Consider the following 13,225-nt stretch of genomic DNA (forward strand, 5'->3'; position numbering starts at 1 on the left):
GGCATCTCATACCATGTCGCCGAGGGGCGTCATACATGGAAACCACTGACGCGCAACGTATCCAGTGTGGTGTGCGGTTGCACACCCATCCACCGGCGAAGCCGGGCCGGGGCCGCACCAATGGGTCTTGCCGCGACGCCAGGAAGCGTGACGAGGAACGGACGTGTTCGATGGTGTCCACCCATGCGTCGGCGATCGGAAGATGCTCGGCACCTGCTGCGAAGGCGACGGTGGTGGCAGGGGAGCGCTTGGGCTCAGCGAATTGAGGCCAGGTGGTCCACCGTGTCTACCGGCAGGTCCCCGGCGACCAGCGCGCTCACCGTCATGTTGTTCAGGGTGATCTGGCCCTTGTGGTTGTCCAGGAACGCGGTGTCCGCGGCGTCGCGGCCGGTGGCTATCCGAACCAGTGCTTGACGTGGCGCCAACAGGGTCGCGTCCACCACACGCCACTGACCCTCGACAAATGCCTCGGCCACCGCGTGGAAATCCATCGGGTACAAGCCTGGTGCGTAGACCGACACCAATCGGGCCGGGATGTTCACCGCACGCAACAGTGCGACCACCAGGTGCGCGTAGTCGCGGCAAACGCCTTCACCGGCCAGGAGGGTCTCGACGGCCCCGTCGATGGGATCGCTCGAGCCGGGCACATAGTTCAGGCGGGTGCCGACCCAGGAGCTGACGTTCTCCAACAACGTGACGGGGTCGTCGGTCGCACCGAATTCGGTTGCGGCGAAACCGTAGAACTTGTCCGCCTCGGCGTATCGGCTGGGCCGCAGATACTTCGACAGGTCGTATTCGGTGACCGGTGCCGGATCGGTCTGGCCGATGACGGTGGCGGCGTAGCTGACGCTCAGTGTTCCCACCGCGGCGTCGAACTTGTGGATGCGGTTGCCGTGTTCACCGCTGATCTCCATGGCCTGGATGGGCTGCCCGTTCAGTACGAAGCTCAGCGATTCGGTCACGACGGTGTTTGGATGCGGGGCAATCGCGATCTGGAATTCCAGGGTGGTGGGCGCGGTGATCTCGACGTCGAGCTGGGCGCCCACTTCTCGTTTCATATCCGCAATGATGCGCCACGGGCCAGGCTTGTGCGCGGCGGTGCGTCCACCGCCGCCTCCGGGCTGACATGCAACACGCACTTCCCGTAGGCGGTGCCGCTCATCTGCGCGTCGGAGATGCGGACCACGCCGGTCACCCCATAGCCGCGCAGCGTGTTCGGGATCGGCAGCTGGCTCGACTCCGGTATGCCAGGTGCACCCTGGGGCCCGGCACTGCGCAGCACCAGAACGGATTCGGGTGTGACGTCGAGCTACGGATCAAGGGGGTGCACCAACGCGTTGGTCGAAGGCTTCGGGGCTCGACGTCGCACTCATCGGCAAGCTGTTGCAACAGCACGCAATTCGTTGGTGTTCTGCAGGATCGAGCTGCCGCCAAGGCGACGAACCGGTTGACGAAGACGCCCTGCGTGTAGGAGACGTCCAACAGCGCCTTGAGGTTTCTGAGGCGTTCGGCGCCGAAGTTAGGACCTAACCGAGCAGATGGCCATGGAGAGCAGGGGGATTCGGGCCAACGGGTGGTTGCAGCGCCGGCCGAGATCGCCGCGAAACTGCCCCGATTCAGGGCTACGCTTCGCCCTGGGCCAGCGATCAGCGGCAGCAATTGGGGTCGAGCACCACGCACAGCGCGGCGACGGCATCGCGGTGCGGGCGATGGTAGACGTTCATGCCGCGCCGGTCGGAGTCGACAAGGCCGGCTTTGCGCAACTGGCTCAGGTGGTGGCTGACGGTCGATTCGGACAGCCCGAGCACGGTGGCGAGCTCGCCGCTGTTCTGCTCGCCGTCCGGCGCGCTGAACAGCAGCGACATGATCTTGACCCGCATCGGATCGGCCAGCGCCTTCAGGCGCAGCGCCACGTGGAGGGCGTCGTCGTCGCTCATGGGTCCGGCCGCCACCGGGGCGCAGCAGACCGGAGCGGACATGTCGACCACCGGCAGCGTCTTGGGCACAACCGATATGGTGCCAGAATCTTGACATATATCCAAAAGGTCGCCATGCTGGGCCTGTGTAGTAATTCGATATATGTCTCACAAGTCGGAGGAACCATGTCACGAGCCCAACTCGCCCTCAACGTCGACGATCTCGACGAGGCGATCGCGTTCTACGCCAAGCTGTTCGGCACGCAACCGGCAAAGGTCAAACCCGGCTACGCCAACTTCGCGATCGCCGAGCCGCCGCTGAAGCTCGTCCTGCTGGAGAACCCCGGCAGGGGCGGCACCATCAACCATCTCGGGGTCGAGGTCGAATCCAGTGAGAAGGTGCACGCCGAGATCGCCCGGCTGGCCGGCGAGGGGCTGTTCACCGATGAGGAGATAGGCACCACGTGCTGCTTCGCCACCCAGGACAAGGTGTGGGTGACCGGGCCTGCTGGGGAGAAGTGGGAGGTCTATACGGTGCTGGGCGACTCCGATACCTTCGGCAGTAGTCCGCGGCATCTGGACGTGGATGCGGAGGCCGAGACCGAGAAGGGTGCGCCGTGCTGCTGATCGATCGCCCGGCCCGACGTTCACTCATTGTTCGCTTGCGTCCCAATTCGATGATTGTCAATATCAACGTATGTCGAATCTAGGGAGCGGTGACGGCGTCGACTGTTGCCCGGTGGCGCCGTTGGTGGCGGAACCGTTGAGCATCGCCGCGGCGACGGACATGGCGGCGAAGTTCAAGGCGTTGTCGGACCCGGTGCGGTTACGGCTGCTCAGTTCGGTGGCGAGCCATGCTGGCGGCGAAGCGTGCGTCTGCGACGTCTCGGCCGGCATGGCGGTGTCGCAGCCGACGATCTCGCATCACCTCAAAGTGCTGCGCGACGCCGGCCTGCTTACCTCGCAGCGGCGCGCGTCGTGGGTCTATTACGCGGTGGTTCCCGAAGCGCTGACCGCACTCTCGGTGGTGCTGAGCGCGGGTGCGGGTGCGATGCAGCCGGTCGGAGCGCCGGCATGACCGACACCACGGCGCGCGACGGCACCGCGGCGGTGGTCGGCAAGCTGTCCACACTCGACCGGTTCCTGCCGGTGTGGATCGGCATCGCGATGGCCGCCGGTCTGGTGCTGGGCCGGATGATCCCGGGCCTGGGTGACGTGCTCTCGGCCGTTCAAATCGACGGGATCTCGTTGCCGATCGCGCTCGGACTGCTGATCATGATGTACCCGGTGCTGGCCAAGGTCCGCTACGACCGCCTGGATTCGGTGACCGCCGATCGCAAGATGCTGATCAGTTCCCTGCTGCTCAACTGGCTGATCGGGCCGGCGTTGATGTTCGCGCTTGCCTGGCTGTTGCTGCCGGATCTGCCGGAGTACCGCACCGGCCTGATCATCGTTGGGCTGGCCCGCTGTATCGCCATGGTCATCATCTGGAATGACCTGGCTTGCGGTGACCGGGAAGCCGCCGCGGTGTTGGTGGCGCTGAACTCGGTGTTCCAGGTCGTCATGTTCGCGCTGCTCGGCTGGTTCTACCTCTCGATTCTGCCGGGCTGGCTCGGCCTGGCGACGACCACCATCGCCACCTCACCGTGGCAGATCGCCAAATCCGTGCTGATCTTCCTCGGCATTCCGCTGCTGGCAGGGTTCCTGACCCGACGCTACGGTGAAAAGGCAAGGGGGCGTTCCTGGTACGAGTCGACCTTCCTGCCGCGGATCGGCCCGTGGGCGCTCTACGGACTGCTGTTCACTATCGTCATCCTCTTTGCGCTGCAGGGCAGCCAGGTCACGTCGCATCCGTGGGACGTCGCGCGGATCGCCCTTCCGCTGCTGGCGTACTTCGCGATCATGTGGGGTGGCGGCTACCTGTTGGGGGCCGCCCTCGGTCTGGGATACGCGCGCACCACGACGCTGGCATTCACCGCGGCCGGCAACAATTTCGAGCTGGCGATCGCTGTCGCGATTGCCACCTACGGTGCCGCCTCCGGGCAGGCGCTGGCCGGAGTGGTGGGGCCGCTGATCGAAGTTCCGGTGCTGGTCGCATTGGTCTACGTGTCGCTGGCGCTGCGCAAGCGCTTCGCGCCCCAACGAAAGGCTAGGTAGCTCATGGGTTCTCGACCGTCAGTACTGTTCGTCTGCGTCCACAACGCCGGACGCTCCCAGATGGCCGCGGGATTCCTCGCGCACCTCGCCGGGGATGCCATCGAAGTCCGGTCGGCGGGAAGTGCTCCCGCGGCGAGTATCAATCCGGCAGCGGTGGCGGCCATGGCCGAGGTCGGCATCGACATCGCCGACCAGTCGCCGAAGATCCTCACCCCGGACACTGTCGAGTCCTCCGACGTGGTGATCACCATGGGCTGCGGGGACACCTGCCCGGTCTTCCCAGGCGTGCGCTATCGCGACTGGGCACTGCCCGACCCGGCCGGCATGGGAGTCGAGGCCGTTCGCCCGATCCGCGACGAGATCAGGACTCGGGTCGAAGCGCTCATCGCGGAGTTGATGCCCGCCGAGACCGCGTGACGACGAAACCTTCGGTGCTGTTCGTGTGCGTCGAGAACAGCGGCAAATCGCAGATGGCAGCGGCTTTGATGGCTAGCATCCGCGGCGACAAGATCGACGTGCGCTCCGCGGGCACTCATCCCGGCACATCGATCAACCTGCCCTCGGAGCAGTCCCTGCTGGAGGTTGGTGTCGACATCAGTGGGCAACACCCGAAGCCGAGAACTGGGACACCGACGAACCATCGTTGCGGGCAATCGACGGGCTCGATCGGATGCGTCTCATTCGCGACGATATCGCTGCCCGGGTGCAGGTTCTCGCCGAACGGTGCCGGCAGCCGACCGCGTTCACGGCCCTTTCATCAGGCAGCGCCGGTTAGACGAGAAACCCAGTCGTCGAGGTGATGTGGTCCGGGATATCGCCAGCGTAACTGCCGGTGCTCAGCGTTCCCGTTGGCTCGAACAACATCACCGAAGCGCCGTTCGACGACTCCGGGCGGTGCTCAGTCCCGCGGGGGACCACGAAGACGTCATGGCGCTCGAGGTGCACGACGCTGCCGGCCGACGACGAATCGCGGAGGTGGATGTCGAGGCTGCCTTCGAGCACAATGAACAACTCGTCGGTATCGGGGTGGGAATGCCAGACATAGCTACCCCCGACCTTGGCCAGGCGGACGTCCCAATCGTTGACCTGGGTGAGGATGCGTGGGCTCCAACATTCCTGGAAGGACCCCAGGACGGTGTCGATGTTTGTGCTCAGATTGGCCATTCGTTGATCATGCGGTCTTGCCCATCTGACCGAACAGTGCAAAGAATGACGCATGTCGCAACAATCCTCGCACCAACACGTCGTCGTCGCGTTGGTGGATGAGGGCTCGAATCCCTTCGAGCTCGCGTGTCTGACTGAGGTTCTCGGCATCAACCGTCCAGAGGTGGGCGGTCTGCTCTATGACTTCCAGATGTGCGCACGGAAGCCCGATGTGCTGATGCGGCAGGGCTTTTTCACCATGACGGGTATCGCAGACCTCACCGCGCTGGCGCACGCTGACACGGTGATCGTCCCCAACCGGCCAAACACGTCGACGCCCCATCACGTGGACGTCCTTGAGGCGATATCGCGTGCTCATGAGCGCGGGGCGCGAATGATAGGCATGTGTAGCGGTGCCTTCACCTTGGCAGAGGCAGGCGTGTTGGACGAACGCCGGGCCACGGTGCATTGGCAATGGACCGAAGAGTTCCGCACCCGGTATCCACGCGTGCGTGTTGACGAAACCGTCCTGTTCGTCGATGACGGCGACATTCTCACCTCCGCTGGCAGCGCTGCTGCGCTCGACCTCGCTCTCCATGTCGTACGTCGCGACCACGGCGCTGAGATCGCCGCGGCGGTCGCGCGCCGTCTTGTGTTCCCAGGGCATCGCCCCGGTGGGCAACGACAATTCATCGAACGCCCCATCCCGAAGGAACGCGAAAGCCCACTGGCCGAAGCCCTCGTCTGGGCAGAACAACACGCCACCGGGTCAATCTCGGTTGCGGACATCGCCTCACAAGCAGCGATGAGCCCTGCAACCCTGCACCGTCGTTTCCGGCACGAGCTGGGGTGCACGCCGAACCAATGGTTGACCAGCGTGCGTGTCGAGCATGCTCGCAGACTTCTCGAGCAGACCGACCTGTCGGTCGACCAGATCGCTCATCGAAGCGGCCTTGGAACTTCTGCCAACCTACGACATCGTCTCGCCGATCAGACCGGCCTTACTCCATCGGCCTACCGCCGTGCCTTCGCTCGATGATCGGCTCCTGTTGGGCTCGCTTCACCACCGAATCTGGTGCGATCACGGCGGAATCCTGTCCGGTAAGGAACGTCAACGTCTTGGCCAGCAACAGCTGGGCATGGGAGCTTCGCAACTCAGCGCGAAATAGGCTGCTAGGTGCGATATCTTGGGATCGACCGTCGGGATGGGCACTTTGAGCGCCTGTGGGAACAAGGGCGAAGAAGCGCCGTCGACCACCAACACGTCGCCGCCGAGTTCGACCGCACCGGCGACGACGGGTGGCAGTTCTCCGGCGCCGGTACCCACCGATAAGTCCGGGTCCGACGGCCATTCCGGGGAACAACTAGTTTCGCGAAATCGCGCTCAGCTCACCATGATCGACGGCAAGGTGCCGGGACGCGCGCCCGATGCCAGACCGGCGAAATACGCTCCCGACCACATCCACAGCCCGGCCTGTAGCCGCAGCGAGGCGCGGCCGACGGCCGCGTCGCCGTCGGCGTAGGCGGTCATCGCGGACAGCACCGCGGCCTTGCTTACCATCAGATAGGCGGAGCTCAGCTCGACGAGCGCGGTGTAGGTCGCCGGCGAGAAGCCCGCTCGGGCGAGTCCCTCCCAGACGAATCGGCCGGCGCCGGTGGCGCTTTGCAGCACCGTCGTCCACATCGCCATTTCGGCCCAGCCGAGATCGGTCGGTCCCGCCAGCTTGCTCAGCGCGCTGTCGTAGCGGGTGGCCAGTTCCAGCGGGAATGCCGTCGAACTGCAGGCGAGGAAGCCGCTGCACGACAACGTGTCCCGCATGGACGGCACGCCGGCAGGCGGATTGTCCAGCACCACATCCAGATAGCCGCGGTTGTACCCGTACAACGCCAGCAACACCGGAACAGCGGCGTGCGCCACCGCGGTGACTAGCCACGGGTTGCTCGTCGCGACCGTCGCCAACGTCCCCGTCGCCGCATCGAAGAGCCGGATGCCGATCGCCGACGGGGAGAGGTCGACCGTGGGTGCGGCGACCCGTGGGACTGTCCCCGCAGCGGCGCCGGTGCCGGTGAGGCTGTCACGCAACCAGATTCCGCCGAAGTAGCCCGACGCCGCCAGATTGCCGAGCAGTAGCCGCAATTCGGTGGGCTCGGCGGCGTTCTGCGCCAGTGCGTCGAGGCTCGCGACCGCCAGATCGCCGAAGAAGAACCGGGCACTGTCAACCGGGTTGCCGCCGGCGGCGAGGTATTTCTCGGCGAATCCGGCGATGAAACTTTCGGAGACGGTGAACGAGGCCCCGGTGACGACGGGCAGGTGCGGCAGCGTCACCGACACTGTTGGTGTCGGTGCGGGCGCGGTGACGGTGACGGTGTCAGCGCGGCCGGTACGCGCCGAGGGGGCGCGGTGGCCGATCGCGCGTGGCCGTGCGCCGGCATCGGTACCGGCTGGGCGGGAAGCCGGCGCTGCCGACGGGACCCGCGCTACGCGGCGCGGCCGGCTCGCCGTGGCGTGCGCGGAGCGTGCCGATGACGCCGACGGGCCTGCAGATCCCGAAGCCGGATCAGCCGAGGCGACCCCCTGTCCGGCGAGCAGGGCGGCCGCGGCGCCGAGCGTCAGCGCGATGCCCACGGCATAGCTCGACGTCCGCATCCCGCCTCCTGGGCAATTGGTAACAGTGCTATCTGCCAGCAGAGGCTAGCACTGCAGCAAATATTAGTGTCAGAGTTCAGTCGAATCGGTGCCTGGCGCAGCGGATCAGTACTCGCATACGTGACCGGTCGGCGCCCAGCTTCGAGCTCTACCGGTCTTCGCCGCCGGCCAGTTCCGCGCGGACCTCCACCACCGTCTCTGCGTCGCAGAGCCGCGCATCGTGGGCGAGCGCCGCGGCATCGGCCGGGTCGGCGACCAGATGCATCGGAATACCCTCGCCGCGAAGGCTTTCGGCATGTTCCCGGAGCCGGCTGTTGCGGTCGTCGTCCGGTGCGCCGACCTGGCGGATGAGGATCAGCGGGACGCGACCGGAAAACTCGCGGGCCATCTCCTCGTAGATCAGCGGGTCACGCTGGCCGCTGTCACCGATGAGCACGAAGCGCATCCGCGGATACGCCGTCATCAGCCGGCGCACCGCCGCACGCTTGTGCTCAGCGCCGCTGCGCCGCAGGTAGCGCTCGGTGGGCCCCCAGTCGGTGAGGAACATCGGTCCGTCCGGGAAACCGCGCACGCCGATGAACCGTTCCAGCATCGGATAGAACGACCAGCTTCCTGTCGAGACGTAGAAGAAGCCCGGCCGTGCCCGGCGATGACCGCTGCCCCTGGGAACGCCGCGGGCAAGCCCCCGATACAACGCCGACATGCCCGGAATCGCGGTGCGCTGCTCGGCCTCCCGCAACACGGTCCTGGCCACCATCGCCAATCCCTCGGTCAGGCCGGTGAGCAGGATGGTGTCATCGATGTCGGAGATCACCAGGAACGGCGCGTCCAGCGCCGGTTTGAGCACCGAACCGGTGCCGGTGATCGGTTCACCGTCGAGCAGCTGCGCGGCGACCGCTTCGACGGCATGCCAGCCCGCCCGGAGCTTTGGTACCGGCAGCGAAAAGGCGGCGAAGCCATGCGCGTCGGTCACCTCGGTCGCGCGGTGCGTGCCGATCCGCAGTTCGACCTCGGTCCCGACGATCGGCAACGCGGCGTGCCGGCGCAGGTTTCCCTGCGCGACCTCCCAATACGGGATGCGGCTGTCGCCGGGCAGTTCAGGGGCTTCGGCGACCCGGACGCGGACCTTGACCACGTCTGCGGCGACGTACCCGCGATAGACCAGCACCTGCACCCCGCGAAACGCGCCGGACTGCAGTTTGTGGTCACGCCGCCGCTCGGTCAGCTTGCCTTCCAGCCCGGCAATCGCCGCGGCCGCTTCGGCGCTGCGCATCTTCGCGGTCAGGTCCGCGGCGATCCGGCGGGGGAGTCGGGGCATGGCATCAGCATCCCAACGGCGGCTGCCGCAGACAACCGTCCTCCGATCGGTGGACGGCCGGTTCATCCGGCGCATCCCCCAACCACCCGATGCCGCGCGACCGCGGGAGTGGGCAGAGTCCACGGTGACAGCATCACCATCGGATCGGGAGGATCGTCATGACGACAGCGATCACGCGCAAGGGCTGGATCACCCGCTGGCTCGAGTCGGCCGGCCGGCTCAGCGGCGCCATGCCGCTGGCCCCGATCGACGCGGTGTACGGCGCCACGGCGTGGGCCTACATTCCGGCTGCCGAGGAGGGGCGCAGCAGCAGCGCTGGACAGCTGCCGATGGTGGCGGCCGGGCAACACGCCCTGGCGCGGTGCCTGCGTGACCCCGGCGGTCGGATCAGGCCAGTAGGGGGGCGATCGCCGAGCGGGGCACCAGCACCTGGGTGGCGCCGGCCGCCTCGGGCAGCAGCTCGCCCTGGCTGAAGTAGAAGATCACCCCGTCGTCGGTGATGGCGAAGTCCTGATAGTTGGCCGGATCGAGCCCAGCGGTCGGGTCGATCGCCACGTCCTGGCCGGTCTGCTTCTGCAGCTCGGCCAGGACGATGGGGAAGACCGCCTTGAGCGGGTCGGTGCCCGGCTGCCACAGCGAGTCGTAGGTGATGGCCTTGCGGTTGGTCTGGTCCCAGTTGAACGCCTTGTATTGGGTTTGCGGGTGGGCGCCACCGATGTCTTCGTAGGTCTGCAGCACCAGGGACTGCGTACTGCGGGGCGGCACCGCCGAGTCGTAGGAACTCGCGGTGATGTCGAGCTCGTAGGGCATGTCCCGCCGGCTCGAGCTCTCGGCGACGTTCAGGAAGCCATCGCGGGTCTGGCCGACGTAGGCGGCGACGGGCGTCAGGTCGGGATAGTCGCTCGGGAAGGCGATGCTGACCTGGTAGGCAGGGTCGGACACCGTGATCTGGCAGGTCTGGCCGGAATCGACGCCCTTGAGGTCGACGCAGTAATTCTTCGGGGCCGCCGCAGCGATGCCTGGGCAGCCGGCCAGCACGGCCGCCGCGACCAGCGCCGCCACTTTCAGCTTGGGCATCTGCGAGATTCCTCCGTTCGTCGCGGTGCCAGCGCACCGCACGCACCACCGAGGAAAACTCTAGCGACGTCCGCGCTGCCGCGATGACGGTGCGCGGCACCGGTCACCGCAGCGCGGCGCGGCCGCGGACGCGCCCCAGGACGACGAGCACCACCAGCGTCACGCACAGCAGCACCGTGGTGCAGGCTGCGGCCTGGAACGCCTGTCCGCGGTCGGTCAGGCCGAAGATCGCGACGGGCAGCGTCTTCCAGGTGGCGGGATAGACCATCACGGTGGCACCGAGCTCGCCCATCGACAGAGCCACCGCCAACCCGGCCGCGGCACCCAGCGCCGGTGTGAGCAGCGGCAGCGTGACCCGGACCAAGACCCGGGCCGGCGAGGCACCCAACGACTGGGCGGCGTGTCCGAACGCCGGGTTCAGCCGGTCCAGCGCGGCGCTCACTGCGCTGAACGCGAATGCCAGCACCAACACGAAATGGGCGAGGATGACGATCCAGCGGGTGCCGCCCAGGAGCAGTGGACGGGCGTTGAAGGTGATCAGCAGGCCCAGCCCGATCGCGACCGAGGGCACCGCGATCGGCAGATGGAAGATGGCGTCGGTCAGTCGGCTCAACCAGCGCGGGGCATCACGCGATGCGATGGCCGCCCAGCTGCCGAGCAGCAGCGCGAGGCCGCCTGCGACGAGGGCGGTCTGCAGGCTCACCGACAGGCTGGCGAGGTTCTCTCCGGACAGGGCCTGCCCGAACCGGGCGAAACCCAGGCCAGACGGCAGCGGCCCGTTCCACGAGCCGGCCAGCCCGGCGAGCACCACGGTTGTCAGCGGCGCGACGAAGACGACCGACACCACGAGGGCGAAAACGGCAAGGATGACGGCCCGGCTTCTCTTGTTCCACACCAACATCGGCTATCTCTCCGGACCGGTGCGGTTGGTCAGCCGGGCGAACATCAGCCGGTATGCCACGTAGAGCGACAGTGACAGGACGATCTGGACGGTCGCGATCACCGCCGCGCCGGGCAGGTCGAATGTCACGATTCCGCGCGTGTAGATCAGCACCGGAAGGGTCATCACGCCCTTGGCGCCGGTGAACAACACGATGCCGAACTCGTTGAGCGTCAACAACAACACCAGGCTGCCGCCTGCCGTCAACGCCGGCCACGCCTCCGGCATCACCACCGAGACCAGGACCCGTAAGGGCGAAGCGCCCAGACTTGCCGCGACGTCGAGCTGCTGGCGGGGCAACACCGCGAAGGCAGCCAGCAGCGGCCGTACCACGAACGGCGTGAAGAAGGTGACCTCGGCGGCGACGACGCCGGCCGGGGTATAGAGAAAATCCAGCGCCGGCGACCCGGTGAGCGAGGTGATGGCCGCGTTGACCGCGCCCGCGCTGCCGTAGAGAAACGTGAAGGCCAACGTGATCAGGAACGACGGCAACGCCAAGACCGTGTCGATCAGCCGGCCGACGAGCGCGGATCCGGGAAAAGGCACGAACGCTAACACGATTGCCAGGAAGGTGCCCAGAACGAGGCAGCCGGCCGTCGACGTGGCCGCGATCGCGATCGTTCGCCACAGCGCGGAGCGGAATGCCTGCGAGCCCAGCACCGACGTCCAGGTGCCCAGTCCCACACTGCCGTCGCGCAGTCTGGCCGACTCCAGGCAGACCCTCACCAGCGGATAGCCGGCGGCCACGAGCACCACGATCAGCGGCGGCAGCGTCCACAACACCGGGCGCACCCGCGGGGCCGGTTGCTGGACGGGCGTATCGGCGGCCGGCCCCGGGTGGTCGAGGATCGCCGTCATCGGCCGGCCTGCACCAGTACGCCGGCCGGCTGTGGGAATCGCAATCCCACCTCGGTGCCCACCGGATAGCCGGCTTGGCCGGCGGCATCGACTTCGATGAGCCGGTCAGGCAGCCCATTGACCGACACCACGACGCGCGTGGTCGCGCCGCGCCACACCGAGGCGGTCACGTTGGCGCGCAACGCCTCCGGATGCCCGAGGCCGACGATCTGCAGTGCGTGCGGACGGATGCACAGCAGTGCCGGCGAGCCGGGCGCCCAGTCCGTCCTGCCCACCGCCGGTTGCGGCGCCTCCGCGCTGACGGTCTTGTGGGCGATGCTGACCAATGCCGACGTGCCGATGACGCGACCGATGGTGCACGGGATCAGGTTGGCACCCCCGAGAAAGGCCGCGGTGAAACTGCTCGGCGGGCGCCTCCAGAGGTTTTCGGCGGTGTCGACGTCCATCAGCCGGGCGTCGTTCATCACCACGATGCGATCGGCCAGTGCCAGCGCCTCGGTCTGGTCGTGGGTGACGTACAACATCGCGGTGTCCGGCAGTGCGTGTTTGAGCTGCTGGAGCTCGGCGAGCATCGCCTGGCGCAGTTGGGCGTCCAGTGCGGCCAGCGGCTCGTCGAGCAGTAACACCCGGGGGCGGATCGCCAGTGCGCGGGCGATCGCCACCCGCTGCTGCTGGCCGCCGGAAAGCTCACGTGGCAAACGCTTTCCGAAGGCCGACATCCCGACCATGTCGAGCGCTTCGGCCACGCGGGGACCGATCTGGCTGCGCGGGACATGGTGTGACCGCAGCCCGAAGGCCACGTTCTCGGCGACCCGCAGGTGCGGGAACAGCGCATAGGACTGCAGCACCACGCCGATGCCGCGCTTGGCCGGTGGCAGGTCGGTCACGTCACGGCCCGCGAGCCGAACCCGGCCGGTGGTCGGGCGTACGAAACCGGCGAGCGCGTTGAGCGCGGTTGACTTGCCCGAACCGCTGGGACCCAGCAGCGCCACCGTCTCGCCGGCGGCGACCCGGAGGCTGAAGTCGGTCAGGGCGTGGGTCGTCGCCTTGCCGCGCCCGAAGGCCACCCCGACACGATCGAAGGTGATCGCCGGGGTGGCCGGAGTCGGTGCCGGCGTCTGCCGCGATGTGGCTGCCGCGCTGGGGGAGGAGCCGACGCCGATTTCGGT

Annotated in this window: 15 protein-coding genes and 2 pseudogenes; 6 read left to right on the forward strand and 11 right to left on the reverse strand. The window is 67.2% G+C overall.

All coding sequences use genetic code 11. From position 1 onward, the window contains the following. Positions 1-254 precede the first annotated feature (254 nt). The 3 genes and pseudogenes from ACXDF8_RS06580 to ACXDF8_RS06590 all read right to left on the reverse strand — a co-directional run bounded on the left by ACXDF8_RS06580 (position 255) and on the right by ACXDF8_RS06590 (position 2,006). Positions 255-1,058, reverse strand: coding sequence for a transglutaminase-like domain-containing protein (locus ACXDF8_RS06580; protein ID WP_457222447.1), 804 nt, complete (start codon positions 1,056-1,058; stop codon positions 255-257). Further along, positions 1,055-1,294: pseudogene (locus ACXDF8_RS06585) on the reverse strand (hypothetical protein); the annotation flags it as partial. The pseudogene ACXDF8_RS06585 and the gene ACXDF8_RS06580, both read right to left, overlap by 4 nt. A gap of 352 nt (positions 1,295-1,646) precedes the next feature. Then, positions 1,647-2,006 carry an Rv2640c family ArsR-like transcriptional regulator gene (locus tag ACXDF8_RS06590; protein WP_457222448.1) on the reverse strand — a complete coding sequence of 120 codons (360 nt, stop codon included), beginning with the start codon at positions 2,004-2,006 and terminating at the stop codon, positions 1,647-1,649. Positions 2,007-2,102: 96 nt separating this feature from the next. On the opposite strand from ACXDF8_RS06590, the gene ACXDF8_RS06595 reads away from it, so the two are divergent. The 5 genes and pseudogenes from ACXDF8_RS06595 to ACXDF8_RS06615 all read left to right on the forward strand — a co-directional run bounded on the left by ACXDF8_RS06595 (position 2,103) and on the right by ACXDF8_RS06615 (position 4,848). Continuing rightward, on the forward strand, positions 2,103-2,543 hold the full coding sequence (locus ACXDF8_RS06595; RefSeq protein WP_457222449.1) for an ArsI/CadI family heavy metal resistance metalloenzyme: 441 nt from the start codon (positions 2,103-2,105) through the stop codon (positions 2,541-2,543). Between the two features lie 70 nt (positions 2,544-2,613). Continuing rightward, complete coding sequence (locus ACXDF8_RS06600) at positions 2,614-2,994, forward strand: ArsR/SmtB family transcription factor (protein WP_457222450.1); 381 nt, start codon at positions 2,614-2,616, stop codon at positions 2,992-2,994. Next, positions 2,991-4,073 (forward strand): ACR3 family arsenite efflux transporter, encoded by a 1,083-nt coding sequence (gene arsB, locus ACXDF8_RS06605; RefSeq protein ID WP_457222451.1) that lies wholly within the window; start codon positions 2,991-2,993, stop codon positions 4,071-4,073. Before ACXDF8_RS06600 ends, arsB begins: the two co-directional genes overlap by 4 nt. Before the next feature lie 3 nt (positions 4,074-4,076). Continuing rightward, positions 4,077-4,490 (forward strand): arsenate reductase ArsC, encoded by a 414-nt coding sequence (locus ACXDF8_RS06610; RefSeq protein ID WP_457222452.1) that lies wholly within the window; start codon positions 4,077-4,079, stop codon positions 4,488-4,490. Between the two features lie 53 nt (positions 4,491-4,543). Beyond that, positions 4,544-4,848: pseudogene (locus ACXDF8_RS06615) on the forward strand (arsenate-mycothiol transferase ArsC). Here ACXDF8_RS06615 and ACXDF8_RS06620 read toward each other — a convergent pair. After that, on the reverse strand, positions 4,845-5,237 hold the full coding sequence (locus ACXDF8_RS06620) for a cupin domain-containing protein (RefSeq protein ID WP_457222453.1): 393 nt from the start codon (positions 5,235-5,237) through the stop codon (positions 4,845-4,847). The pseudogene ACXDF8_RS06615 and the gene ACXDF8_RS06620 sit on opposite strands and share 4 nt — an antisense overlap. 52 nt (positions 5,238-5,289) lie before the next feature. Here ACXDF8_RS06620 and ACXDF8_RS06625 point away from each other — a divergent pair, with 52 nt between their 5' ends. After that, positions 5,290-6,255, forward strand: coding sequence for a GlxA family transcriptional regulator (locus ACXDF8_RS06625; RefSeq protein ID WP_457222454.1), 966 nt, complete (start codon positions 5,290-5,292; stop codon positions 6,253-6,255). A gap of 345 nt (positions 6,256-6,600) precedes the next feature. Here the strand turns inward: ACXDF8_RS06625 and ACXDF8_RS06630 are convergent, their stop codons facing one another. The 7 genes from ACXDF8_RS06630 to ACXDF8_RS06660 form a co-directional block, all read right to left on the reverse strand. Then, positions 6,601-7,863 carry a hypothetical protein gene (locus tag ACXDF8_RS06630; protein WP_457222455.1) on the reverse strand — a complete coding sequence of 421 codons (1,263 nt, stop codon included), beginning with the start codon at positions 7,861-7,863 and terminating at the stop codon, positions 6,601-6,603. A 148-nt stretch (positions 7,864-8,011) separates the two neighbouring features. After that, entirely contained in the window at positions 8,012-9,181 is a 1,170-nt protein-coding gene (locus ACXDF8_RS06635) for a phosphatase domain-containing protein (RefSeq protein WP_457222456.1), read from the reverse strand. A gap of 133 nt (positions 9,182-9,314) precedes the next feature. Beyond that, on the reverse strand, positions 9,315-9,449 hold the full coding sequence (locus ACXDF8_RS06640) for a hypothetical protein (protein ID WP_457222457.1): 135 nt from the start codon (positions 9,447-9,449) through the stop codon (positions 9,315-9,317). Positions 9,450-9,568: 119 nt separating this feature from the next. After that, the gene (locus tag ACXDF8_RS06645) at positions 9,569-10,258 is read right to left on the reverse strand and encodes an esterase (protein ID WP_457222458.1); all 690 of its coding nucleotides are present in this window, start codon (positions 10,256-10,258) and stop codon (positions 9,569-9,571) included. A gap of 103 nt (positions 10,259-10,361) precedes the next feature. Beyond that, a complete protein-coding gene (locus tag ACXDF8_RS06650; protein ID WP_457222459.1) occupies positions 10,362-11,159 on the reverse strand; it encodes an ABC transporter permease in 798 nt (265 codons plus the stop codon). 3 nt (positions 11,160-11,162) lie between these two features. Next, a complete protein-coding gene (locus tag ACXDF8_RS06655) occupies positions 11,163-12,056 on the reverse strand; it encodes a 2-aminoethylphosphonate ABC transporter permease subunit (RefSeq protein ID WP_457222460.1) in 894 nt (297 codons plus the stop codon). Continuing rightward, positions 12,053-13,219: an ABC transporter ATP-binding protein gene (locus ACXDF8_RS06660; RefSeq protein WP_457222704.1), complete on the reverse strand. Its 1,167-nt coding sequence runs from the start codon at positions 13,217-13,219 to the stop codon at positions 12,053-12,055. Before ACXDF8_RS06660 ends, ACXDF8_RS06655 begins: the two co-directional genes overlap by 4 nt. Positions 13,220-13,225 lie beyond the last annotated feature (6 nt).

It is taken from the genome of Mycolicibacterium sp. CBM1, assembly GCF_054073305.1.

Bases quoted from the DNA above. Each gene is read 5' to 3' on its own strand.
- ACXDF8_RS06600 (WP_457222450.1), top strand. From the start codon at position 2,614: ATGTCGAATCTAGGGAGCGGTGACGGCGTCGACTGTTGCCCGGTGGCG.
- ACXDF8_RS06645 (WP_457222458.1), bottom strand. From the start codon at position 10,258: ATGCCCAAGCTGAAAGTGGCGGCGCTGGTCGCGGCGGCCGTGCTGGCC.
- ACXDF8_RS06650 (WP_457222459.1), bottom strand. From the start codon at position 11,159: ATGTTGGTGTGGAACAAGAGAAGCCGGGCCGTCATCCTTGCCGTTTTC.
- ACXDF8_RS06580 (WP_457222447.1), bottom strand. From the start codon at position 1,058: ATGAAACGAGAAGTGGGCGCCCAGCTCGACGTCGAGATCACCGCGCCC.
- ACXDF8_RS06620 (WP_457222453.1), bottom strand. From the start codon at position 5,237: ATGGCCAATCTGAGCACAAACATCGACACCGTCCTGGGGTCCTTCCAG.
- arsB (WP_457222451.1), top strand. From the start codon at position 2,991: ATGACCGACACCACGGCGCGCGACGGCACCGCGGCGGTGGTCGGCAAG.
- ACXDF8_RS06610 (WP_457222452.1), top strand. From the start codon at position 4,077: ATGGGTTCTCGACCGTCAGTACTGTTCGTCTGCGTCCACAACGCCGGA.
- ACXDF8_RS06630 (WP_457222455.1), bottom strand. From the start codon at position 7,863: ATGCGGACGTCGAGCTATGCCGTGGGCATCGCGCTGACGCTCGGCGCC.
- ACXDF8_RS06595 (WP_457222449.1), top strand. From the start codon at position 2,103: ATGTCACGAGCCCAACTCGCCCTCAACGTCGACGATCTCGACGAGGCG.
- ACXDF8_RS06625 (WP_457222454.1), top strand. From the start codon at position 5,290: ATGTCGCAACAATCCTCGCACCAACACGTCGTCGTCGCGTTGGTGGAT.
- ACXDF8_RS06635 (WP_457222456.1), bottom strand. From the start codon at position 9,181: ATGCCCCGACTCCCCCGCCGGATCGCCGCGGACCTGACCGCGAAGATG.
- ACXDF8_RS06655 (WP_457222460.1), bottom strand. From the start codon at position 12,056: ATGACGGCGATCCTCGACCACCCGGGGCCGGCCGCCGATACGCCCGTC.